Source organism: Ulvibacterium sp. (assembly GCF_028285715.1).
Classification (GTDB): domain Bacteria; phylum Bacteroidota; class Bacteroidia; order Flavobacteriales; family Flavobacteriaceae; genus Ulvibacterium.
The window spans coordinates 1-23,985 of the sequence record NZ_JANQOO010000004.1 but is presented as its reverse complement, the minus strand read 5'-3'; the positions used below and the strand labels follow the sequence as shown (position 1 = coordinate 23,985).

Here is a 23,985-nt window from a genome sequence, read left to right as displayed (position 1 = left end):
GGCACAAACATTTTACTCCCTATTCCATTCTAAAATCCAGGTCCGCATAGATTTCCTTAGGGACCTTATATTGTAAAGGGTGCTCCGCCGCAAAGTACCCGGTCATTATCGGGCGGAGTTGGTCATACACTTCCCTGAATAGATCATGTGTACCATATTCTACGTTCAACAGTCGTATGTTCCTATGGTTTAACATGATTTCTTGTGCATTTTTAGGGGGAGTTCTCGCATCCTGACTCCCGGATATCAGTAATATGGGAACATCGGAAACACAGTTAAACTGTGGTTCTCCCATGATATCCCTAAGGGGTAATTCACGGCAGGCCATAAAATTTATGTTATTAAGTGCATCCCCTAAAATGGCCTCATTACCTTCCCGAATTACTTGCCTCCATCTACCCAGTGTTGCTCCCGACGCGCAATCTGTTAGTACTGCCATTAAATTTTTCCTTTGGTTCACGCGGATATGGATCGCATAATTAGCCGCCCAGGAAAAGTTTTTCTCTTTCATCTGTAAATAACGAAAGGGTAGTTCGCGATATCCCATTCTCCCCAATTCCAACGCAGTAATGAGCTGCAAATCATATTTCCCTAAAACAATGGACACTTTTTCTTGTGTCATGGGATGAATTACCGTTTCCGTAACCGGATTTCTGTCCAACTCATGTAGCACTTCCTTTACCAAGCTTAAGAAGGAAGGTATCTTTTTGGACAAAACAGGATCTTTTGCCACCAATTGTGAGAGTTGCTCTAAAATTCGGTCTACTTCACTTGGTAATTTTATAGTGTGCTTTAGCCCTTCCGGGCTATCAAATATGGCCCTATCCACCCGATTTGGGTGTGCTTTCAAATAGGCCAATCCATGGTGACTTCCAAAACTGCCCCCCAAAATCATTATTTTTTCATAGGACAACGCCTTGCGTACCATTTCGATGTCCTGTACCATTTCCAGGACGTTATATCCTCTTAAATTTCGGTTTTGTTCTTGCCAGTATGAACTACACTTTTTTATGTAAGCCACATACGTTTTGGAAAATTTTGATATATCCAAAGGTCTATTCAACGGCATTTCAAAAGCCCCCGGACAAACCAAATTGGGTTTAGACAGTCCGTTGCCCCGTTGTTCCACAACAATCACATCACTACGGAAACTATAGGGAATTAAAATAGGTAAGATATCTTCCAATTGTTGCAAAACGGATGGATTGTCCCCAGGTCCGCCCGGTAGCACAAATAGGGGCGGTAGTGGATTTTTATGTGTAGTTTTAATTCTATAGAATGGAATTTCAATGTATTGGGCTTGTTCATCCGCATAGAATTCCGGTACTTTTACATAACCCATTTCACCTGAATACCGGGTACCATTATCAATCCTGATGGTATGAGGACTTATCTTTACTACGGAACTGGAAGGAGATTGTCCAAAACCATAAATCGCGCTCAACAAGACTATGACCCCAAAAAAATACTTTTTTTTAACTTCCAGAAGCGGTTTCAAGATTACTTGCCTTTTATTGAACCCAACATCCCTGTAACCATCGATTTCTCAAAGGAGCTTAGTCCTCCTTTCTGAACTATGGTCAGATTTCCGTCCTGAATTTTCGCATCTAGACCAGCCATTTTTAAGTATGCATCTATGGGTATACGTTCCGTTCCAAAAATGTAGTCCCTAAAGAAGTTGGTTTGGTCGGTACCGTTTAAATCGTTGAGAATCCTTTGGATGTCTTTAATAGTATACATCTGGGATGTACCTCCAAATTCGGTGTAAAGTGCTCGCAAAAGGTCATCCACACTTTTCTGATTGCCACTGTGCTTCCTAATCAACATATCCTGGGAAATCCCTATGAAGAGCCCTCCTCCGTATATCAATCCCCAATGTGCGTGTTTTTCTTCTCCTTGGGTCATGGACAACTTGCCGAGCCCGTCATCGTTATTATAACGTTGATAGAACAAATTGTTCAACGTCCCGAAAAAGGCATTGTCATCCAAAAAGCCTACATGATGTAATGCCTTTAACGTATAATAGTTGGTAAAACCTTCCTTGAACCACTCCGTATCATCCGCTGCGGGCACAAAAGATTTTCCGTTCCAAAGATGGAAAAACTCATGGGCAAAAATAAAGGTCGAAAGCATTTGAGACATTGGGCCCCCATCCTCTTCAATCAAAATACTTATATTATTCCCGATTACCTCCCCGTCCGTTATATTGGAGTTATTGATAATAACCATGGCTTTTTGGAATGGGTTGTTTGGGGGTGGTTTTGGTAACCCCCCCATCAAACTGATGTAGTAGTCCAATACGCCTTGGGCAAGGCTGGCGTACTCGTCCTTTTTTAAGAGCACCTGACTTCCGCCAAGAGCAAAAATGAGCTCAAAACCTTCTCTTTTGAACGACATTTCCTCGTGGGTTCCAGCAAAAATCATGGATTGGGATAAATCTGAATGATTTATGGCCAAAAACGAATTTTTTATATGGGGAACTCCCTGCCAGGGTGTAGTCACCTTCCAATCATCCGGAATATCGAATGTCACATTTATTGCTTCGGCATTGGCCCCGTTGAAAAGAAATAAGGCCCGTCCTGTATAGAAAACCCCCCAATCCGTTCTATAAGCCACTCCGTCCAGACCGCCTGACCATTGATGTTCATCATGGTCCAAAACAACTTCATACGTGACGGTTACTTGTTTACCAATTTCATGGTTCACCTTCCATTGGGCATCTTCCAATTCTTGTACAGGAATTTCATGGCCATTTTCATCTCTTACCTCAAGGTTATGGACAAAGGTGGCCCATCTCCTGGGAAGCTGATTTGCACCCGGAGCCATATAAAGTATATCGTCTTCCAGATATTGGGAAATACTTACTTGGGCTATCTCGGGATTTTCTTTGTCCATTCGAATGTTATACTGGGTTTGCTTGTCGCCCACCATAACCTTTGGATTATTTGAATTTCGGTTGGTTATCTTTAAATTATTGTTTTCGGCCTTGATCTCCAGGCAATGCATTAGAATAAGTGCGCCTAAGCACAATTGAAAAAAAGTTTTCATAGAACATGATTTTTGATTGATGAAAGTTTAAAACGTGTTACAATTATAGGTTTTAATACCTTGGACAAAACCCCCGAATTGTTCGTATTTGCAAATCAGAACATTTTAGGACAGGAGAATTAGACGACACATAACCACAGGGACAAGTCTGGGATAGCCGTCATTTCTAGCTTGAGGTTCTTGGGATGGGGAATTAAGCATTAGACCACCTCGGCCACGGTAAAGGTACTTCCCCCAATGAAGATAAAATCGGTATTCGACGCGTGGTACAAGGCATTTTGAAATGCTTGTTGGATGGAATCATGGGTATCGCCTTGTAGCCCAAATAGGGAAGCTCGAATCTTTAAGGTGGAAGCATCCAGTCCCCGTGGAATTTTGGGTCTAGCAAAATAATACCTAGCATTTTCAGGGAAAAGTGGAAGCAAGGCATCCAAATCCTTTTCTATTACAAAGCCAAGTACTATATGTAGCATATCATATTCCTGTTCGGCCATCTGATCAAGCACCACAGAAAGTCCCTCACGATTATGGGCCGTATCACATACCACCATCGGATTTTGTTGTAGTACTTGCCATCTTCCCATTAATCCGGTGTTCTCCACTACATTCGCAAGTCCTTTTTGAATATGCTCCTTGGCAACCTCAAAACCCTGAAGTTCCTTTAAAACGACGACGACTCCTTTGGCATTTTTGGATTGATAGTTCCCTAAGAGGGATACTTCATATACTTCGTGTATTTCTTGATCCGCGAATACGATCTTTGCATTACGCTCCAATGCTACTGCTTTAAACAAATCAGCAATTTCATGCTGGTATTCACTGATTACGACCGGAACCTTATTCTTAATGATACCGGCTTTTTCCAAGGCAATTTTTGGCAAGGTATCTCCTAATATATCGGAATGGTCCATGCCAATATTGGTTATTAAGGAAATCTCGGGAACTATAATGTTTGTAGAGTCCAACCGACCTCCCAAGCCAACCTCAACTACGGCAATGTCTACCTGATTCTGGGCAAAATACTGGAAGGCCATGCCCACGGACATTTCAAAAAACGAGAGGTGGCCATCCTCCAAAAAAGACCTGTTTTCGCTTATAAAATCAATGACAAATTTTTTACCAATGGTTTGTCCATTAATTCTGATTCTTTCCCCAAAGTCCTTGAGATGGGGAGATGTGTATAATCCAACCGTATATCCGGCTTCCTGTAGAATAGATGCCAACATGTGGCTACTACTTCCCTTTCCATTGGTTCCAGCAACATGAATGCTTTTGAACTTCTCTTCGGGATGGTCTAGATGTGCAGAAAGGGCCTTAATGTTATCTAATTTTCCATTAAAAGCTACCTTTCCTTTTTGCTGGTACATGGGAAGTTGGGCGAACATCCAATTGAGGGTTTCCGCATAAGTCACCTATTCCCCCAATTTAAAGTTGACTACCACAAAGCCAATTTGTTGGCTTGGAGCCTTCGAATCCAAGTTCCATTTATGTTTAAAAGCGGTTTTTCTAGCGGGATCCAAAAGGCAGGGATCATTGTTGGTGGTCCCTTTTACACCGGGAGTGGCGCTCACAACATTACCATTTCTATCCACCACGATCTTCACGACTACCCTCCCCTCTTGGTTGCAATTCTGTTTTTCCTTACCCTTGCTCACCAGAGATCTTCCATTAAGCCCGTAACCTCCGGTACCACTGCCCGAACCCGGGCTACCATAATAACTTGTAGCATAGGGGTCCCCGTCAGGCGAACCTTTGTCACCGGCTCTATTGTCATCTCCTTCAGAGCCAGAAGCATTACCGTCGGATTTGTTGATGCCGCCGATAAGCTCATCCAATTTTTTCTTTTTGGCCTCTCTTTCTTTCTGGGCCCTTTCTTCTGCCTCGCGTTTTTCGCGGGCTATCCGTTCCGCTTCAGCCTTGGCCTTTTTGGCAGCTTCATCTGCCTTCCGTTTTGCTTCTTGTGCCTTTTTTATTTTGATGGATTCCTCATTCTCCTGGGTAAGGACTTTTTCGGCAACCGGTTCTTTTTCTACTATTTCCTCTTCCTCAATCTCTTCGGGTACTGTGGTTTCCTGCACTTCTTCCGGCTCATTGGGTGGTTCTGGAATATCTACAGGTTCCGACCTGATTTTTTCCTTGGGTTGTTCATTGCCCATCCCAAAATCCATGGTTCCAAAATTTACGGAAATACCATTTTCAATGGGAGGGTCCATATAGGTGAGGCCTATATAGAACAATATAAGCAGTAATACGCTTAATAGTAGCGTAGTAAGCGTAAATGATTTCTTTTTGTGTCTCGTATCTAGAAATGACATTAATTGGGTCGCACGGCCAGGATTACCTTATAGTTATTTCGGTTTGCAATGTCCATAACATTTACCGCTTCCCGAATGGCTACACTTTCTTCCGCCCTAAGGATGATAGTCGGTTTCTCCTGTCCTTCAAGTGCCTTTTTTAATTCAATTTCAATATATTCTCCGTTGATTCTTTCGTTATTGACGAAATACTGTAGGTTTTTATCGATACTTACCGAAACATTTTGGGTATTCGTTGATTTTCCCTTGGCCTTGGGTAAAAGTAAATCCAGGGCATTGGGCGAATTGGCAGTAAGCATAAAAAAGATAAGTAGGAGGAAAACGATATCCGTCATGGAGGACATACTAAAATCCGGGCTTACCTTATTTCTTCCTTTCAATTTCATAATTCCTGATTAGAGCGGTTCGTTCAACAGATCCAAAAATTCTACAGCATTGGCCTCCATTTTATGTACCACTTTATCCGTTCTGTTCACCAAATGATTATATCCTATGTAGGCGATAATACCCACAATAAGTCCTGCCACCGTGGTCGTCATTGCCGTGTAGATTCCAGAGGCCAGGGAACCCATCTCGGCCTGGCCACCACTGCTAGCCATTTCATGGAATGCCAAAATCATACCAATGACCGTTCCCAAGAAACCAATCATTGGAGCCGCACCGGCCACTGTGGCCAAAATGCTTACATTTTTCTCAAGCTTATATACCTCCAAGGTTCCTGCATTCTCAATGGCCGTATTTATATCGTCCAAAGGTTTTCCAATTCGGGAAACTCCTTTCTCGGTAAGACGGGCAACCGGCGAATCGGTTTGGGCACACAAAATTTTGGCCGCTTCCAATTTACCGCTGGTAACGTGGTCCCGAATCTGGTTCATGAAATTTTTGTCGATTTTGGATGCCGCCTTTATAGCAAACAGCCGTTCAAAATAAATATAGCATGCCACAAAGAGAAGTACAAAAAGTACGGAGATGATGACGACACTCCCCGTGCCCCCATTTAATATCAGGTCCATGACCGAAAGTGTCTTTTCCTCCGACACTACTTCACCCATTTCTGGATCCTGAGCAAGTTTCAGAAACAATAACATAAATTCCTTAAGTGTTTAGATTTGCCATAATAACGGCATTTTATCGATAAAATTATCCGTGAAGTACAAAATCACGCAATAAAATAAATGCGACGGCCCCAGCTAAAAATCCAGCCAATGCCAACCATGCTATTTTCCGTAAATACCAAAAGAAATCTATTTTCTCCATGCCCATGGCAACTACACCTGCCGCGGAGCCTATGATCAGCATACTGCCCCCTGTTCCTGCGGAATAGGCGATGAAATGCCAAAGTGGATTGTCCAACCCTTCGGAGAACATACCCATACTGGCCGCGACCAAAGGTACATTATCGATTACTGCCGATCCCACTCCCAATAACATTACAACGATGTCCGTGTTAGGTATGGCTTCATTTAAACTTTCGGCGTAATGAAATAACATACCCAGGGATTCCAAGGCGGCCACTGCCAATAAAATACCCAAAAAGAATAGGATACTGGGTAGTTCAATTTTGGAAAGTGCCTTATGGACAGGGCTGTGATGGGCGGCCTCATGGTGCCCTTCATCCGTGGCCGAACTGATGCTGAATTTGGCATTACTATAAATCTCGGCAAAGGTTGCGACCACGGCCAAGGAAAGCATCATACCTACGTATGGGGGCAAATGGGTAATCGTCTTAAAAAAAGGAACAAAAACAATGGAACCCAACCCTAAATACAACATGGTGGGACCATATTTTGATTTTGATGTTTCCATTTGATTGATATCCGTTTCGATATTCCCCTGAAAAGCCTTGAATCTTCCCGCAATTAAAGTTGGCATAAGCATACAGATAATTGAAGGTAAAAGCACGTGAATGACCAATTGAGCAGCGGAGACCTTGTTGGCAATCCACAACATGGTAGTAGTTACGTCGCCAATAGGTGACCATGCCCCACCTGCATTGGCGTTAATGATTATTAAACCTGCGAACCAAAGTCGTGTCTCCCGATCTTTGATTACTTTTTGTAGAATAGTAACCAAGACGATCGTGGCAGTAAGGTTATCGATTATAGCGGAAAGGATAAAGGCTAAAATGGAAAAGAGCCACAAAAGCTTTCGTTTACTGGTGGTCTTAATATAACCCTTTATGGTAGCAAAGCCATCAAAATAATCAATGATCTCAACAATGGTCATGGCCCCTAGTAGGAAGACTAGTATTTCGGCCGTTTTCCCAAGATGATGGAGCAACATCTCATCCAGATGACTGGGTTCCAATTCCTTGAGTTCGGCATTCACCTCAAATACGGGCATATGGGCCAAGGCAATAATGGCCCATAATATGGCCATCATAGCCAAAGCCGGTATTAACTTGTCAATTTTAAGGTTGTGTTCTAAGGTTATGGCCAGATAGCCTACAAGAAATACAATAATAATTATGGTCTCCATATTCGGTCGGTTTTAGTTATACTAGCTGTTTCAATGCAATTTCAAATCCCGTTTTACTCAAATTGGTTTTCGAAGGATTCTGCTTAAAGATATTCAAAATTGCCTTTCTAATGGTATTGGAGGTATCATTAAATATCAATTCATCATCCATTCCAACTCTTTTCTCCATAAAGTAGGCGAAAACACGGGCCATACCGCAGTTGGATACAAAATCCGGAATAAGGCTTACCCTTCCATCAGTGTATTCCATTATAGGGCCAAAAAAGATTTCTTTATCTGCAAAAGGCACGTTGGCACCACAGGAAATAACCTCCAGACCGGTATCCATCATTTTTGTTATCTGTTTTTGGGTAATTAACCGTGACGCCGCACAAGGGGCGAATATTTCGGTAGGCAATTGCCATATACTTTCCTTCACCTCATCAAAAGGAACCATCTGGTTGGCCGGGGCCATAAGATTATTACCCTTTTTATTCAAGAAAAAGTGTTTAATCTCATCAAAAGTAAACCCCTTTTCATTGATGATTCCGCCGGTCCTATCCAGTATGCCCACAATTTTTGCACCCATTTGGGAAAGGTAAAAGGCCGCCGCCGCCCCCACATTGCCAAAGCCTTGTACTACGGCTCTTTTCCCCATCACATTACCGCCAAAAATATCATAATAGTGACGAACGGCCTCAGCCACCCCAAAACCGGTAATCATATCCGCAACCGTATATTTCCGAGAGATATCAGGAGAATATCTATCACTTTCAAGAGGTTTTATGACCCCAAGCCGCAATTGTCCGATCCTATTGATCTTATCCGCCTCAGTAGGCCTAAAATGTCCATTGAAAACCCCTTCTTGTGGGTGCCAGACACCTACATCCTCCGTTATTGGGACTACTTCATGGGTTTCATCTACATTGAGGTCCCCGCCCGTACCGTAATAACTTTTGAGCAAGGGCGATACAGCGTGGTACCATCTTTCCAAAACTCCTTTTTTCCGTGGATCGTTCGGGTTGAAATTTATGCCGGACTTTGCGCCGCCTATCGGCGGACCAGAAATGGTAAACTTCACTTCCATGGTCTTGGCCAAGGAAAGGACTTCGTTCATATCAAGGCCTTCTCGCATTCGGGTCCCTCCACCAGCAGCACCTCCCCTAAGGGAATTTATTACCGTCCAACCCTCTGCCTCAGTCTCAGGGTCTTTCCAATTGAAAACAATTTCAGGTCTTTTGTTCTCATATTCCTGGAGTAATTCTTTCATTGTTAACGATTTAAAATTGTATGTGACTTAGAATACATTTAACATGTAATACTTTTCATTATTCCGTAATTGTCCTTGGCTGGAGCTAATGTTGTCTCATACTATTAGGCTTAAATCAGTTTGAAAGATGACAGTAACAAATATAGAAATTTGCTATGGCTTTTAATAGGTTTCGCCATTCCCTACAACCAAATTTAACGATACTGAAAATAGCTTGTAAAGCTACCCTGGATTTAGTTATGTAGCCTTATCTTTGTTTTGGAAAAATAAGATACTTTTTATGGATTTTACCTTATCCGAAGAGCAATTAATGATACGGCAGGCTTCCCGGGATTTTGCCCAAAACGAGCTGCTTCCCGGCGTAATAGACCGTGACGAGGAGCAAAAATTCCCAGCTGTACAGATAAAAAAAATGGGGGAACTGGGGTTTATGGGTATGATGGTAGATCCCAAATATGGTGGTAGTGGACTGGATACCCTATCCTATGTCATTGCCATGGAAGAATTCTCAAAAGTGGATTCGTCGGCATCCGTCGTTGTCTCTGTAAACAATTCTTTGGTCTGTTGGGGATTGGAAACCTTTGGGAGCGAGGCTCAAAAGGAAAAATATCTAAAGCGTTTGGCAACAGGTGAAATTATAGGGGCATTCTGTCTTTCCGAACCCGAAGCTGGCAGTGATGCCACCTCACAAAGAACCACGGCCCTGGACAAAGGTGATTATTATGTATTGAACGGTACCAAAAACTGGATTACCAATGGCAATACGGCAGAAGTTTATCTGGTAATCGCGCAGACCAACAAGGAAAAGGGGCATAAAGGTATCAATGCGCTGATCGTGGAAAAGGGGATGGAAGGTTTTGAAATAGGCCCCAAGGAAAATAAGTTGGGTATTCGCGGTAGTGACACCCATTCCCTTATTTTTAATGACGTAATTGTCCCTAAGGAAAACCGGATCGGCGATGATGGTTTTGGATTCAAATTTGCCATGAAAACCCTGGCAGGAGGCAGAATCGGCATCGCGGCACAGGCACTAGGTATTGCTGCCGGGGCCTATGAATTGGCCTTGAAGTATTCGAAGGAACGCAAAGCGTTTGGCACGGAGATATCCAATCATCAGGCCATAGCCTTTAAATTGGCGGACATGCATACACAAATAGAAGCGGCCCGCCATTTGGTATATAAGGCTGCTTGGGATAAAGATCAAGGAAATAATTACGCTCTCTCCGGAGCAATGGCCAAACTTTATGCCTCCCAAGTGGCCATGGAAACCACCATTGAAGCCGTTCAAATCCATGGAGGCAATGGTTTTGTAAAAGACTACCATGTAGAACGGTTAATGCGCGATGCCAAGATTACACAGATTTATGAAGGCACTTCCGAAATTCAAAAAATCGTTATCTCAAGGGATATTTTAAGGGATTAACATACCTATTGCTCTGCACCTAAATCCAGTACCTCAAGATTTAAGGGGTGAACTTTGTTTTTTGAACAATTAAAAGTGTTGCCCCTATAAAAACACAGGGGGTATTTGTTATTTATTTTAAAAATGGGGCGACTTACCCCATAAAATCTTTTCAAAGCCTTTTTTGATTTCTTAAATTTATCATTCTAATAAATTAAACCGACCAAAAATTCGTTTTTGAATATTTTTAAGCATTTTATTCCAATTGTTGAATTTTATATTGTCTTTTTTTTGATTCAATATAAATAATTCATCAATAATGCTATTTTTGAAGAAATACCATAATGTTTGAAACACGTTGTTTTGCACTAGTACATCTACTGAAAGGCACACCAAATTATTGAAGGCCTTTCACAAATAAACTAAATTGTACCTAATGGAATTGAAGAAGCAAGGGTTATACCTACCGGAATTTGAACATGATAACTGTGGTGCAGGTTTCATCTGCAGTCTTAAAGGGAAGAAATCCAATGATATTATTCACAAGGCATTGGAGATATTGGACAAATTAGAGCATAGAGGTGCGGTGAGCGCGGATGGAAAAACAGGTGACGGCGCAGGTATCCTAATCGACATTCCCCATAATTTCTTTAAGGATATCTGTAGTTTTAATCTTCCCGAACCGGGGGAGTATGCTGTGAGCAATGTTTTTTTGCCACAAAAGGAAAACCAGCGGAACTTCTGTATTTCGGTGCTTGAGGAAAATATTAAAAAACAAGGACTCAATTTGTTGGGTTGGCGCGATGTTCCGGTCAATAAGTCGGTACCAGGGCGAATTGCCACGGAAACAGAACCTTTTGTAAAACAGATTTTTGTCGGAAAGGAAAACTCCGAACAGACCTATTTCGATTTTAATATAAAACTTTTCATAGCCCGTAAGGTCACGGAACATACGATTATTGAATCTAAACTCTCCGAAAGCAAATTCTTCTATATTCCCAGTCTCTCTACCAAAATCATCATTTTCAAGGGACTGTTGATGCCCAAGGACATCAGTCTATATTATAAAGATTTGATGAACCCTAAAGTGGTCACACGATTGGCCTTGGTCCATCAAAGGTTTTCCACCAATACGTTCCCCACTTGGGATTTGGCACAGCCTTTCCGATATATGTGTCATAATGGTGAGATCAATACGTTACGGGGCAATGTCTCAAGGATGCGTTCCAGGGAGGGCTTGCTCCAAAGTGATTTGTTCGGCCCACAAATAAAAGAAATATTGCCCATAATCCTCCCAGGAAAATCGGACTCGGCAACAATGGATATGGTGGTTGAGCTCTTGTTGATGACCGGAAGATCGTTACCAGAGGTTATGATGATGTTGGTTCCCGAAGCTTGGGAAAAAAACCCGGAAATGTCCGAAGCCAAACGTGCCTTTTATGAATACAATTCCTGTGTTATGGAACCTTGGGACGGACCTGCTTCCATACCCTTTACCGATGGGAACTATATAGGAGCGGTTTTGGATAGAAATGGATTACGCCCATCGCGATATTCAGTGACCAAGGATGGATATGTAGTAATGTCCTCGGAAACCGGGGTGGTAGAATTGGAACCGGAAAATATAGAATATCATGGAAGATTGGAGCCCGGTAAAATGTTCCTTGTGAACATGGAGGAGGGAAGAATAGTGAACGATGAGGAAATAAAGGAAGAAATTGCCCAAAGACATCCCTATAAAAAATGGTTGGACAACAATTTGGTACACCTTAGGGATATCCCCTATAATGATTGCCCGCTATTCTTGGGGGAAGCGACATTGGAGAAGCGAAAGTCCGCCTTTGGATATACGTTGGAGGACATCAATACCATAATCCTGCCTATGGGGAAGAACGCCAAGGAACCTATAGGCTCCATGGGCTCGGACACCCCCATAGCAGTGCTTTCGGAACGCCCCCAATTGCTCTACAATTATTTTAAGCAGCTGTTTGCACAGGTGACAAATCCTCCCCTGGACGGTATTCGTGAAGAATTGATTACGGACATAAGCCTTACGCTAGGCATGGACCATAATATCTTCGACATTACGGAGTACCACTGTAGAAAACTAAAAATCCAGAATCCGGTTATTTCCAAGGAAGACCTGGACAAAATAAAGAATTACGATTCCAGTCCGGATTATAAGGTGGTTTCCATTCCTATTTTATACGAAGTCCAAAAAGGCCATAACGGTCTTGAGGATGCGCTGCAATCCATTTTGGAGCAAGCCTCAAGGGCCATCGATGAAGGGGCTAACATTATAATTCTTTCCGACAGATACGTTAGTGCGGAAAATGCGCCGATTCCCGCCCTTATAGCGTGTTCTTATGTAAATAGTGGACTCCAAAGGTTGGGCAAACGCTCAAAACTCAGTATCATCATTGAATCTGCCGAACCAAGGGAAGTACATCACTTCTGCCTCCTGTTCGGATTTGGGGCAAGTGCAATTAACCCGTATCTGGTGAATGAAATTATTGGGGAACAGATCGAAGAAAACGATATTACCGAATTCACCTTCGAAGAGGCCATTGAGAATTACAACAAGGCGATTGGTAAGGGAATCTTAAAAGTAATGAACAAAATAGGTATCTCTACCTTGAATTCGTACCGAGGTTCACAATTGTTCGAATGTATCGGTATAAATACCAAAGTAGTTGATAAATACTTCCCCAATACACCTACACGAATTCAGGGCATTGGTTTGTACGAGATTGAAAAGGAAATCGCAAAACGGCATAAAAAGGCATTTGGAAAAAAGGAATTGGCGGCGACCCTGGATTTGGAGATTGGAGGGGAATATCGTTGGAGAAGGGACGGTGAAAAGCATATGTTCAATCCCCTGTCCATTGCCAAACTTCAAAAGGCTGTCCGTAACAACGAGTCGAATACCTATAAGGAATTCTCCGAAATGGTGAATGAACAGTCAAAAAATCTAATGACAATCCGGGGTTTATTTGAGTTTTCAAATTTTGACCCTATTCCACTGGAGGAAGTAGAACCATGGACCGAAATCGTGAAGCGGTTTAAGACCGGGGCCATGTCCTACGGCTCCATAAGCAAAGAAGCCCACGAAAATTTGGCCATAGCCATGAACCGTATTGGCGGGAAAAGCAATTCTGGCGAAGGTGGGGAAGACGCTGAACGATTTTATAAAAATGCTACGGGCGATTGGCGTAATAGTGCGATAAAACAAGTAGCCTCCGGGAGGTTCGGGGTAACTTCCAATTACCTTACAAACGCTCAGGAAATACAGATCAAAATGGCCCAAGGGGCAAAGCCCGGGGAAGGTGGGCAACTTCCGGGCCCAAAAGTAAATCCGGCTATAGCCAAGACAAGGAACTCTACCCCATATGTGGGCTTGATTTCACCTCCCCCGCATCACGATATCTATTCTATTGAGGATTTATCCCAATTGATTTTCGATTTAAAATCCGCCAACCGAAAAGCACGGGTGAATGTAAAATTGGTCTCCGAAGTCGGAGTGGGAACAGTTGCAGCGGGCGTCTCAAAGGCAAAAGCAGATGTAATCCTTATTTCCGGGTTCGACGGTGGTACAGGGGCCTCCCCTTTAACTTCGTTAAAACATGCCGGGCTTCCATGGGAACTGGGAATTGCCGAGGCGCAACAAACCTTGGTCCTTAATGATCTTAGGAACCGGGTAGTGCTTGAGTGCGACGGACAATTAAAAACCGGTAGGGATGTGGCGGTAGCCTGTCTTTTGGGTGCCGAGGAATTCGGTTTTGCAACGGCACCTCTGGTGGCTTCGGGGTGTATTATGATGCGTGTTTGCCATTTAAATACCTGTCCTGTGGGTATAGCCACCCAAAATCCGGAATTGCGTAAAAAGTTTGAGGGGAAACCCGAGCATGTAGTCAATTACATGTACTTTGTTGCCCAGGAGCTTAGGGAAATCATGGCCCAGTTGGGCTTTAGGACCGTAAATGAAATGGTAGGCCAAGTTCAAAAATTGGATCGAAAAAAAGCCATTGAACACTACAAAGCGGCGGGGATTGACCTAACTCCAATTTTGTATCAAGTAGATGTCCCCACTGGTACTAAATTCTACAACACCCAGAAACAACAGCACGATGTCGATAAATCCATTGAATTTGACATCATCGCACAGGCACATCCGGCCTTGTTCCGAAAGGAAAAGTTGACCTTGGATTTTCCCATACATAACACGGACCGGGCGGTAGGGGCTATCATAAGCAATGAAATATCAAAAATATACGGTGCGGAAGGACTCCCTGAAAATACATTAAAGCTAAATTTTTCAGGCTCTGCGGGACAGAGTTTCGGGGCCTTTGCCACAAAGGGATTGACCATGGTGGTCAACGGAAATACCAATGATTATCTAGGCAAAGGATTATCCGGTGCCAAATTGGTCATTAAAGTACCGTACAAATCTACCTTACAACCTGAAGAAAATGTCATTACCGGTAATGTGACACTCTATGGAGCCACATCTGGCGAGGCTTATATAAACGGAAAGGCTGGAGAGCGTTTCTGTGTCAGAAACTCCGGTGCCAAAGCTGTCGTAGAGGGAATCGGAGACCATGGTTGTGAATATATGACCGGGGGCATAGCAGTAATCCTGGGAGAGGTGGGAAGGAATTTTGGCGCCGGAATGAGTGGTGGCATCGCCTATGTTTTTGATGAGAAAAAGACATTTAGGCAAAAATGCAATACGGAAACCCTAAACCTATTGGAGGTTGATGAGGACAATGATATAAAACAACTTAGGGAACTTATCGAGAATCATTATAATGCAACCCTTAGTCCATTGGCCCAGCGTATTTTGGAGGATTGGGAGGAAAACCTTCCCAAATTCATAAAGGTATTCCCCGAGGAATATAGACAAGCATTGATTCGATTGGAAAAAGAAAAGTTGGAAACCATATAAGTGGAGAAATGGGAAAGATAACAGGATTTTTGGAATTCGATAGAAAAGTAGAGAAATATGCCCCTGTAGAGGAGCGCGTTAAAAACTTTAAGGAATTTACCCTTCCCATGAAGGAAAAGGAGCTTAAGGACCAAGGGGCCCGTTGTATGGACTGTGGTATTCCTTTTTGTCACAGTGGATGTCCACTGGGCAATCTGATTCCTGACTTTAATGATGCGGTTTATAGAGGCAAATGGGAAAAGGCAGCCGGGATTTTACATGCCACCAACAACTTTCCCGAATTTACAGGTCGGCTATGCCCCGCACCCTGTGAGGAAGCCTGTGTTCTAGGCATCAATGAAGATCCCGTTTCCATTGAAAATATAGAGAAGAACATTGCTGAAACCGCTTTTAAGAAAGGATGGGTGGAAGCCAAACCACCAAAAAACAGGACCGAAAAAAAGATTGCAGTTGTAGGGTCGGGACCGGCGGGATTGGCCGCGGCACAGCAATTGAACCGGGCCGGACATTGGGTAACGGTATTTGAACGCGATGAAAAACCAGGGGGTTTATTACGGTATGGTATCCCTGATTTTAAAATGGAAAAGCATATCATAGATCGAAGACTGAAAATATTGGAAGAGGAAGGCATAGAATTCCAATGTAATGTCCATGTGGGAAAAGATATAGAAGCTACTCAATTAAAGCAGGATTTTGATGCCATTGTCCTTTGTGGTGGTGCCACGGTCCGTAGAAATCTACCCATAAAAGGAGCCGATTTAAAAGGTGTGGTGCAGGCCATGGATTTTTTGCCTCAGAACAACCGAAGGGTGGACGGGGTCAACCAATTTGATAAGGAAATTTTGGCTACCGATAAGAACGTTATTGTTATTGGTGGTGGCGATACGGGATCGGATTGTATAGGGACTTCGTTCCGTCAGGGGGCAAAATCAGTGTCAAATTTCGAGATCATGCCCATGGCTACAACGGATAGGCCAGAGGGCCAGCCTTGGCCATTCTGGCCGATGCGATTACGTACCAGCTCTTCTCATAAAGAAGGCGCTGAGCGGTTTTTCAGCATTTCTACCAAGGAATTTATTGGCGATGGGGAGGGTAATCTAAAAGGTTTAATCACTTCGGAGGTTGAATGGATAAAACAACCCGGAAAACGTCCCATTTTAAAGGAGGTAGAGGGAACGGAAAAAAATTGGGAATGTGAATTGGTACTCTTGGCATTAGGGTTTACCGGATCTGAAATGACCATTGCCGAACAGTTAGGATTGGAAGCCGACCAAAGAACCAATATCAAGGCATCGGAAACGAACTACCAAACCAATGTTCCGGGAGTCTTTGTGGCAGGTGACCAAAGAAGGGGACAATCCCTAATCGTTTGGGCGATTTCCGAAGGCAGGCAGGCGGCACATCACGTGGATGCCTATCTAATGGGAAGTTCGGAATTGCCATTAAAAGGTGACGGGGACTTGCCTAGGGTATAACATTTTAGACTAATTTAAATACAGCTTGGCCCTATAATTTCATAGGACCATAGCGTAGCTTTATTTTTCCATTTCCCGTTTCCATTTGCCCAACATCCTTTTGATGTCGATTCCTCCGCGAAAGGCTACGACAATAGTGACCACAAGGTACCAAGCCAGTACCAAAAAACAGAGTATCGTCCAAAACCAATGTTCCATGTCAATTTGTTTTTTGGGTTGATGGTTTAATCATAGAACCTACGACCATGGCAAGAGCGGCTGCAAAATAAGTGACGGCTCCAAATTTATAAGGTCCTACCTTCAATATCCATTGCTGTGTTAGGGCTATTTCCTGAAATATCAAATAGCTTATTGGAATAACACAACCAATCGTTATTGCGGCTATGGCCCCCCAATTGTTGGCAGGTTTCCAATAACAAGCGGCGATCAAAAGGACACTCATGCTGGAAAGATAAATAGTCCCGGTGACCTGAAGATATACCCAGAGATCTCCTTTTAGGGGGTACCACAATCCATAAAGCAGCAAAAAAACCCCGATCAGGGCAATTAGAATACGGTTCCAACGAAGTCCTTTTGCATTTGACCACAATCCCTTGTGAATCGGTTTCATGATATCATTGTAAATCACCGAGCTCCAAGCGATCATATAGGAAGAATTTGTGGACATATCCGCAGCCAACATGGCCGCTACCACAATTCCAATTAATCCTACCGGTAAAAGTTGGGCGAACATAGTGGGCATGGCCAAAATCGCCTCACTATCGGAAAATTTATCTGGACCAAAATAATGAAGGGCCGCAATACCCAATATGGCAGGAATAGCAAAACGAACCAACATAAAGGGTGATGTACCAATAAAGATATGTTTGGCCGTTTTGGTGTCCTTTGCCGATAGTACCCTGGAAATAATGGTCTGCCAAGTCAAGATCGAAGCGAAAGCCAAAAGGATATCAAGAAGGATACGATCCAGTCCATAAGTGTCGTCCTCAAATGGATTGTAGGCCACTGGGCCCCTGATCCGGTCCAAGCTGAACAACATATCCATCCAGCCGAACTGGTAGACCACCAAAAATACCACGGCGATAAGACCAATGCTCATTACCACAAATTGTATGTAATCCGTAATAAAAACCGAAATCATACCTCCCAGAATCGTATAGGCGGCAACCCCCAAAAGAATAAGGGTCATTACGATTTCCAGATAGGCCATATCAAAACCGCATACTACCGTTAAAAAGTTCCCGGCCTGCCGCAAAAAGACGCCCATATTGAGCAGTCCTCCCAAAACAATGACAACGCCACTGGCCCAGCGTACTTTTGATCCGAATTTATCCTCAAAAAGTTCGGGTAGGGTAATTACTTGTCTATCACGCAACGGCTTAACGCAAAATCCGGTATAACCTACAATGAACATGGCCAAGGCCAAGGCAATTCCCGGGGTAAAACCTGCAAAGCCATATTTAAAGCCCAGCTCCGCATTGGCCATACAGGTAGCAATACCAAACTCTGTTGCCGCCAGTGAAGCAATTCCCAAATATAGGTCCACACTTCTCCCTGCAACCAAAAAATCATTTACATTCCTTACATAACGACGTACCCAAAGCCCCGCGGTAATGGTACCTACAAGGTACAACACAACGATTCCCCCATCAATGCCAAAGTCGAAGTTGGTCATTTCGCGTCCTTTAAATCAAGGACAATCCTTTGAAGGTTTTCCAATATCAATTCCGTGATTTTTGACCCTTTGGTGGTGGAGGCGTGGGTAGGATCACCATATACCCCATTGGAAGTCATTTCCTTAATAGAGCGATATAGGGCTACTTTTGGAGAATGTAGCATATCACCTTCGGCCCATTGATAGGTTTTGGAATGTTTTCCCCTTTCATAGGCGTCCTTCCGCACTAAATGGGGAGCTATCAGTAACATCAGTGAAGTCTCGAACTCACCGGCGTGACCCGTACTCATGGTTCCACCTTCGTTTAGCAATCCCAATTCCGAACCTCCTAATTTCCACCAGGTGGCCATGACAATTTTTACACACGGATGGGCATTACCCAACTTTTCTACCAAAACCTGATTTACTGCCTGGTTGCCACCATGACTATTTAGAAGTACGATATTGGTAAATCCATGGTGTATCACAGATCTCACCATATCCTCCACCTGATTCATAAAGGTTCCATGACTTAAGGTCAAAGATCCCAAAAAATCCATATGGTGGTCAGAACAACCAATGGACATAACAGGTAAAATTAGTATGTCATCAGGTATTTTTTCATGCAACGAAAGGGCAAAATGTTCCCCTATTAATCGGTCCGTGGCCAACGGCAAATGCGGACCATGTTGTTCGGTTGCAGAAGTAATAAGAAGAACCGGAATGTTCCTATCGATTTTTTTAAAATCCAAAGTGGTCAATTCGTCCCAGATCATGACATTATTTTTTTACGGCCCACATTTCTACCTCCACCCGCAAGGTCATCAACAAACCTGACTCCACCGCGGTACGGACCGGTTTTGGTTCGGTAAAGTAGTTCTTGTACACGGCGTTAAAACGAGACCATTCCTTTAAATCCTTAATGTAAACATTGACTTTGAAGACATCTTGGAGAGCACATCCGGCAGAAGCCAATTGTAAAGCACAGTTGTCCAAGGTATAAGCGGTCTGTTCCTCAATGGTCTCCCCAATTACATTGCCTTCCTTATCAATAGCAGCTTGACCCGAAATGACGACCAATTTTCCAGGATTCACTTCCAATACCGGTGCATAGGGTCCGGCAGTTTTATGCTGACCTGCGTTCCTTGGTAAGGATTTGCCAATATTCCCGGTTGTATCCACAGCTTTTGGCATCAGAGGCATATAACCTGTAAAACCTACTATTTTCCATACATCCCCAACTTTCCTGCAGCGATATAGGGTTTGCCAATCCGTTTCTATTTGACCACCATCCTTCTTCTGTATCGGCCCAAAGAACTTTTTATGCAAAAGCGCAAAAGTCCCTTGTATTTCAATATCCTGTAAGATAGTCACCCGATGGAAGGCATCCTCCTTGTCTTCTACCAAATCTACTTTGGCAAATTCCTTTGCTTGGGACAACCATTCTGTTTTATAAGCCTCCAAGCTAGGATATTTTAATCCCCATTTATCTACATCGTGTTGTTTTCCAGCATCAATGCCCATAAACCCTTCTGCAATAAAATCGTCCTGTACCATGGACCAATCCTGGGATACGAAAGCTTTGATATCCCGATTCACCAACATCTCCCATAAATATCTTCTATCCAAATCATTAGCGGGAAAAGGATTTGTTTTCATGCCTTGTATTCTTTTGTACTTACTTGGTAATCCGCAATGGCATCCATATCCGGTTCTATCCCCAATCCTATACCCTCAGGAAGATACACGAATGGAGGTTCCATCTTTAAGGGTACCTTAAGCAAATCGTGTTCTCTAATCAATCGGCCGAATATATCGCTGGGCCAAATGCAGGATTGGGCCGCTGCGGCGGAATGCACATACATAGCCTCCATAATTCCCAAATCTACTTCCGACCCATGCCAACAAGGAAGTTCGGCTGCAGAGGCTATATGATCCAACCGTTGAAAGTTGGCTAATCCGCAATTAAAATTAAAGCCATCCACGGCTTGTTGTTGAATAGCCTGAATACTGTCCTTTATTCTTTGTCCATGTAAAATATAGGGCAAAGACACATGTAAGACAATTGGAATGGAACTATATGCCCGTAGTTTTGAGAACTCCGATAATTGCCACCTTGGAATAGGATCTTCAATACAAAGTACATTGCCAACTTCCTTTAGACCATCCAAACGTTTCCTGACCTCATACCCATGTTCCCAACGTTCATTAGGGTCAAGAATGACCTTCATCCCTGGAGCCGCCTCTTTAATTTTTCTACACCAACCTACCACATCATCCTCCAGGTCTGTTTTAAATTTTAGACAATCATAACCTTGTTTTTCAAAATTGGAAGCTAACTCGCCAATATCATCTAAATGCCGGTGGCTAGACCATGCCCCTATTTTTACTCTATCCTTCATCGCACCTCCCAAGAGGTCTACTACCCTAACATCCTTCAATCTCGCATAGGCATCCCAAAGGGCACATTCAAATCCGTCATACTCCCTGCAGAAAACAAAAGGTAATTTCTGAAGTACCAGATCGGTAATATTTGTCCCAATGAGAATATCACAGATATTATGGACCATGTTCCAATCATGACCTCTATATAATTCACCCCATCCTATTACGCCATTGCTTAACTCCACCTGTACCAGTAATTTGGATATTGCATCGAACTGCACGCTCCATCCGGCTTTAGCACCTACAGGAAGTTTATGCAAAGGCTTATCAATACCTTTGCTCGCAATGGTTCCAGGATGCGCAGGTACTTTTACTTCGTATAGATTGATATGGGTTATTCGCATAGGAATTAGGTTTTGGGAATAAAACTATTAGCATACAATAAATTGGTAAAACCGGCATCTACGGTAAGCGTTTGCCCAGTAATCGAATTGGCCATATGGGATAATAAGAAGACCACCGCATTTCCACAGTCACGTGCGGTTATCATATGTCTGAGGCTTTGATAGTCGTTTTTTTGGTCATCAATCCACGCCTTGGGTGCATCGGTCCAAGAAGCAACGGCATCCCTACTTTGTTCGGAATCTACATAACCCGGTGCCACGGCATTGCAGCGGACTCCAAACTCCCCTAACTCAATGGACATGCCCCTGGTCAACCCCTCTACTGCGGCCTTTGCACTAGCATAAATAGCATACCTAGCGGTGGTTTCACGTGCATGAACCGAGGATATGTTAACGATATGACCCACTTCATTGGCCTCCATCAATTGTTTTACAAAGGCCCGGGCCATTAACCAAACTCCCTTTACATCTATCTTGTAAAGATTGTCGAATTCGGATTCTTCTACCAAATGGGCGTCCTTGTGTAAACCGATACCAGCATTGTTGACCAGTCCGTGTACCAGTCCATATTTTTCCTTTATTTCCCTAAAAATCCGTTTCACATCCTTTGTGTCGCTAATATCCCCGACTATTGCATGGGACTTTGGATATTTTCTGGTGGCGACCTCTGTCTTGGCCAAATCAAGGTCATTGAGCAATAAGGTTCCCCCACAATCTGAAATAGCTTCACAAATACCAGCGCCAACACCCGTGCCAGCTCCTCCGGTCACCAAGTAATTTTTATCGGTAAAGTCTATTTTCATTATATAATCAAAACCTTAATAGGTATAGGATAACTCCGCTTAAACTCTTAGTAGGTTGCCCTACCTCCGGATAAATCAAAGACGTATCCCGTATTAAAACTTGCTTCCTTCGAAACAATCCAACATGCCAATGAAGCTACTTCATCAGTAGTTCCCAATCTTCCCATCGGAATTTTTGATGCCATATAGCTGAGCATCTCAGGTGCTGTATCTTCATTCATGGGTGTGGCAATTACTGCCGGTGCTATGCCATTAACTGTAATCCCGCTATCTGCATATTCCTTTCCTACTCCCTTAACAAGGCCCATAAGGCCCGATTTGCTGGATGCATAACCCACCATACCCGGGTTCCCTTCTTTACCTCCTATGGAAGCAAGATGGAGGATTCTGCCATATTTTTGATTATTCATTTGGGGAAGTACGGCTTTGGTGACAATAAAGGCCCCGGTAAGATTAATATCAATCACTTTTTGAAAATCCGCTAACGAATACTCCGAGATCTTTGTTGAAGTAGGGCCCACAATACCGGCAGTGTTCACCAAGATATCCAGTCTGCCATGAGTATCTATTACACTTTTGACCGCTTCATTCAATGTGACTTCGTCCGTTATATCGACTAGAGTAGTTTTAATGGTCCTATGGTTATTTTCCAATTCCGAAAAGTCAGCATTCAAAACATCAAGGACGTCAACTTCGGCACCTTCCTTAAATAGTCGTTGGGCAATAGCTTTCCCGATACCTCTTGCTCCACCTACAATGATCGCTACTTGACCTTTAAACCTATTCATCCGAATATCCATTTTTAAACCTACATAATTCCATATTTGGCAAAGGCCTCTGTTGCGGACATCCCATTTTGTATTGCCTTAAGCACCACTTTTTCCCCGCGAGCTTTTTCCAAAGCAGCTTCCATAACATCTTTTTCTATTTTTCGGGGAATTACACATACACCATCCCTATCACCAAATATGATATCACCCGGATTTATCCATACTCCGTTCATTTCAATGGGCACCCTATAATCTATGACCTTGCCCCTGGGTCCTTGATCTTGTGCGTATCGTCCATAGGAAAAGGTAGGGAAACCTAATTCCAGAATTCCGGAGGTATCCCTGGAATAGCCATCAACCACAGCACCGACCGCGCCACATTGCAGGGCTCTTGCACTCATTAATTCCCCCCAAAGGGCATACTCGGGCGAAGATCCCGTGCAGATATAGACTTCATTTTTTTGCAAGTCGTCCAGAGCCTCAAGCATTAAACCGAAAGGTTTGGACATTATTGGATTCTTTTGGCTTGGGGAGATTTCTCCAAAACTATCCGCTTCGAGAACGGGCATGGCCCTACCTACAACGACCATGTTATCTTGTAATGGTACTATTTTGGGGGAAAGAAATTGATGAAAATACCCCAATTTATCCATGACATCTCCAACCACGGCAGAAAACAATTCTGACTTTATCAGTTGGAATAATTCATCATCATCTTGCCATATCATAAGTCATTTTTTATCTCCGACACTTCAATATATAGTGACTATGAACAAAAGTATGGGATAAGATATGAGCTTTCTAATGAAAATACTATCAAAGTCGATAGGAATCGACCAAAAAATAGATTTGGGATAATCCGTGTTGTTTGGAATTTATATAAGCGGCCTACGTTATACGATTAACGAAAGTGTTCTGTAAAGTCTTTAAAATAAAAAAGGGCGTCCCCTCCGCATGTTGCGGAGGGGGCGCCCGAGGAAGGCGGCTCCCTACTCTCCCGCCCTTTTGGGGCAGTACCATCGGCGCTGGCGGGCTTAACTTCCCTGTTCGGAATGGA

The 23,985-nt window shown here is 43.2% G+C and carries 19 protein-coding genes; 3 read left to right on the top strand and 16 right to left on the bottom strand.

The annotated features are described in order from the left end of the window. Positions 1–19: 19 nt before the first annotated feature. The 8 genes from Q0993_RS01025 to Q0993_RS00990 all read right to left on the bottom strand — a co-directional run bounded on the left by Q0993_RS01025 (position 20) and on the right by Q0993_RS00990 (position 9,090). Entirely contained in the window at positions 20–1,498 is a 1,479-nt protein-coding gene (locus tag Q0993_RS01025) for an alpha/beta hydrolase (protein WP_299528943.1), read from the bottom strand. Between the two features lie 2 nt (positions 1,499–1,500). Next, positions 1,501–3,048, bottom strand: a complete 1,548-nt coding sequence (locus Q0993_RS01020; RefSeq protein WP_299528942.1) for a hypothetical protein — start codon at positions 3,046–3,048, stop codon at positions 1,501–1,503. A gap of 200 nt (positions 3,049–3,248) precedes the next feature. Beyond that, positions 3,249–4,460: a folylpolyglutamate synthase/dihydrofolate synthase family protein gene (locus tag Q0993_RS01015; RefSeq protein ID WP_299528941.1), complete on the bottom strand. Its 1,212-nt coding sequence runs from the start codon at positions 4,458–4,460 to the stop codon at positions 3,249–3,251. Continuing rightward, positions 4,461–5,363 carry an energy transducer TonB gene (locus Q0993_RS01010; protein WP_299528940.1) on the bottom strand — a complete coding sequence of 301 codons (903 nt, stop codon included), beginning with the start codon at positions 5,361–5,363 and terminating at the stop codon, positions 4,461–4,463. Then, positions 5,363–5,749, bottom strand: coding sequence for a biopolymer transporter ExbD (locus Q0993_RS01005; protein ID WP_120713659.1), 387 nt, complete (start codon positions 5,747–5,749; stop codon positions 5,363–5,365). Before Q0993_RS01005 ends, Q0993_RS01010 begins: the two co-directional genes overlap by 1 nt. A gap of 9 nt (positions 5,750–5,758) precedes the next feature. Continuing rightward, complete coding sequence (locus Q0993_RS01000) at positions 5,759–6,451, bottom strand: MotA/TolQ/ExbB proton channel family protein (RefSeq protein WP_120713660.1); 693 nt, start codon at positions 6,449–6,451, stop codon at positions 5,759–5,761. Positions 6,452–6,503: 52 nt separating this feature from the next. Next, positions 6,504–7,841, bottom strand: coding sequence for a sodium:proton antiporter NhaD (gene nhaD, locus Q0993_RS00995; RefSeq protein WP_299528938.1), 1,338 nt, complete (start codon positions 7,839–7,841; stop codon positions 6,504–6,506). A gap of 16 nt (positions 7,842–7,857) precedes the next feature. Next, positions 7,858–9,090, bottom strand: a complete 1,233-nt coding sequence (locus tag Q0993_RS00990) for a Glu/Leu/Phe/Val dehydrogenase dimerization domain-containing protein (RefSeq protein WP_299528936.1) — start codon at positions 9,088–9,090, stop codon at positions 7,858–7,860. Between the two features lie 280 nt (positions 9,091–9,370). Here Q0993_RS00990 and Q0993_RS00985 point away from each other — a divergent pair, with 280 nt between their 5' ends. The 3 genes from Q0993_RS00985 (at position 9,371) to Q0993_RS00975 (ending at position 16,912) form a co-directional block, all read left to right on the top strand. Next, positions 9,371–10,513: an acyl-CoA dehydrogenase family protein gene (locus tag Q0993_RS00985; RefSeq protein ID WP_299528934.1), complete on the top strand. Its 1,143-nt coding sequence runs from the start codon at positions 9,371–9,373 to the stop codon at positions 10,511–10,513. Positions 10,514–10,928: 415 nt separating this feature from the next. Further along, complete coding sequence (gene gltB / locus Q0993_RS00980) at positions 10,929–15,437, top strand: glutamate synthase large subunit (RefSeq protein ID WP_299528932.1); 4,509 nt, start codon at positions 10,929–10,931, stop codon at positions 15,435–15,437. 8 nt (positions 15,438–15,445) lie between these two features. Continuing rightward, on the top strand, positions 15,446–16,912 hold the full coding sequence (locus tag Q0993_RS00975) for a glutamate synthase subunit beta (RefSeq protein WP_299528930.1): 1,467 nt from the start codon (positions 15,446–15,448) through the stop codon (positions 16,910–16,912). A gap of 60 nt (positions 16,913–16,972) precedes the next feature. Here Q0993_RS00975 and Q0993_RS00970 read toward each other — a convergent pair whose 3' ends face one another. Genes Q0993_RS00970 through Q0993_RS00935 form a run of 8 tightly spaced genes read right to left on the bottom strand, consistent with a single transcriptional unit; the run spans position 16,973 to position 23,656 of the window. After that, the gene (locus Q0993_RS00970; protein ID WP_299528928.1) at positions 16,973–17,110 is read right to left on the bottom strand and encodes a hypothetical protein; all 138 of its coding nucleotides are present in this window, start codon (positions 17,108–17,110) and stop codon (positions 16,973–16,975) included. A 1-nt stretch (position 17,111) separates the two neighbouring features. Then, the gene (locus tag Q0993_RS00965; protein ID WP_299528926.1) at positions 17,112–18,587 is read right to left on the bottom strand and encodes a sodium:solute symporter; all 1,476 of its coding nucleotides are present in this window, start codon (positions 18,585–18,587) and stop codon (positions 17,112–17,114) included. Beyond that, complete coding sequence (locus tag Q0993_RS00960; RefSeq protein WP_299528924.1) at positions 18,584–19,342, bottom strand: creatininase family protein; 759 nt, start codon at positions 19,340–19,342, stop codon at positions 18,584–18,586. Before Q0993_RS00960 ends, Q0993_RS00965 begins: the two co-directional genes overlap by 4 nt. 4 nt (positions 19,343–19,346) lie before the next feature. Then, positions 19,347–20,225 carry a RidA family protein gene (locus Q0993_RS00955; protein WP_299528921.1) on the bottom strand — a complete coding sequence of 293 codons (879 nt, stop codon included), beginning with the start codon at positions 20,223–20,225 and terminating at the stop codon, positions 19,347–19,349. Continuing rightward, positions 20,222–21,355 carry a mandelate racemase/muconate lactonizing enzyme family protein gene (locus tag Q0993_RS00950; protein WP_299528918.1) on the bottom strand — a complete coding sequence of 378 codons (1,134 nt, stop codon included), beginning with the start codon at positions 21,353–21,355 and terminating at the stop codon, positions 20,222–20,224. Before Q0993_RS00950 ends, Q0993_RS00955 begins: the two co-directional genes overlap by 4 nt. Before the next feature lie 5 nt (positions 21,356–21,360). Beyond that, positions 21,361–22,158, bottom strand: coding sequence for an SDR family NAD(P)-dependent oxidoreductase (locus Q0993_RS00945; RefSeq protein ID WP_299528915.1), 798 nt, complete (start codon positions 22,156–22,158; stop codon positions 21,361–21,363). Positions 22,159–22,205: 47 nt separating this feature from the next. Further along, entirely contained in the window at positions 22,206–22,946 is a 741-nt protein-coding gene (locus Q0993_RS00940) for an SDR family NAD(P)-dependent oxidoreductase (protein WP_299528912.1), read from the bottom strand. A 20-nt stretch (positions 22,947–22,966) separates the two neighbouring features. Then, complete coding sequence (locus Q0993_RS00935; protein ID WP_299528909.1) at positions 22,967–23,656, bottom strand: RraA family protein; 690 nt, start codon at positions 23,654–23,656, stop codon at positions 22,967–22,969. Between the last annotated feature and the right edge of the window lie 329 nt (positions 23,657–23,985).

What these genes read in the sequence shown, in the direction of transcription:
- Q0993_RS01020 (WP_299528942.1), bottom strand. Translation starts at nt 3,048, where the DNA reads ATGAAAACTTTTTTTCAATTGTGCTTAGGCGCACTTATTCTAATGCAT.
- Q0993_RS01010 (WP_299528940.1), bottom strand. Translation starts at nt 5,363, where the DNA reads ATGTCATTTCTAGATACGAGACACAAAAAGAAATCATTTACGCTTACT.
- Q0993_RS01005 (WP_120713659.1), bottom strand. Translation starts at nt 5,749, where the DNA reads ATGAAATTGAAAGGAAGAAATAAGGTAAGCCCGGATTTTAGTATGTCC.
- Q0993_RS01000 (WP_120713660.1), bottom strand. Translation starts at nt 6,451, where the DNA reads ATGTTATTGTTTCTGAAACTTGCTCAGGATCCAGAAATGGGTGAAGTA.
- nhaD (WP_299528938.1), bottom strand. Translation starts at nt 7,841, where the DNA reads ATGGAGACCATAATTATTATTGTATTTCTTGTAGGCTATCTGGCCATA.
- Q0993_RS00990 (WP_299528936.1), bottom strand. Translation starts at nt 9,090, where the DNA reads ATGAAAGAATTACTCCAGGAATATGAGAACAAAAGACCTGAAATTGTT.
- Q0993_RS00985 (WP_299528934.1), top strand. Translation starts at nt 9,371, where the DNA reads ATGGATTTTACCTTATCCGAAGAGCAATTAATGATACGGCAGGCTTCC.
- gltB (WP_299528932.1), top strand. Translation starts at nt 10,929, where the DNA reads ATGGAATTGAAGAAGCAAGGGTTATACCTACCGGAATTTGAACATGAT.
- Q0993_RS00975 (WP_299528930.1), top strand. Translation starts at nt 15,446, where the DNA reads ATGGGAAAGATAACAGGATTTTTGGAATTCGATAGAAAAGTAGAGAAA.
- Q0993_RS00970 (WP_299528928.1), bottom strand. Translation starts at nt 17,110, where the DNA reads ATGGAACATTGGTTTTGGACGATACTCTGTTTTTTGGTACTGGCTTGG.
- Q0993_RS00965 (WP_299528926.1), bottom strand. Translation starts at nt 18,587, where the DNA reads ATGACCAACTTCGACTTTGGCATTGATGGGGGAATCGTTGTGTTGTAC.
- Q0993_RS00960 (WP_299528924.1), bottom strand. Translation starts at nt 19,342, where the DNA reads ATGATCTGGGACGAATTGACCACTTTGGATTTTAAAAAAATCGATAGG.
- Q0993_RS00955 (WP_299528921.1), bottom strand. Translation starts at nt 20,225, where the DNA reads ATGAAAACAAATCCTTTTCCCGCTAATGATTTGGATAGAAGATATTTA.
- Q0993_RS00950 (WP_299528918.1), bottom strand. Translation starts at nt 21,355, where the DNA reads ATGCGAATAACCCATATCAATCTATACGAAGTAAAAGTACCTGCGCAT.
- Q0993_RS00945 (WP_299528915.1), bottom strand. Translation starts at nt 22,158, where the DNA reads ATGAAAATAGACTTTACCGATAAAAATTACTTGGTGACCGGAGGAGCT.
- Q0993_RS00940 (WP_299528912.1), bottom strand. Translation starts at nt 22,946, where the DNA reads ATGAATAGGTTTAAAGGTCAAGTAGCGATCATTGTAGGTGGAGCAAGA.
- Q0993_RS00935 (WP_299528909.1), bottom strand. Translation starts at nt 23,656, where the DNA reads ATGATATGGCAAGATGATGATGAATTATTCCAACTGATAAAGTCAGAA.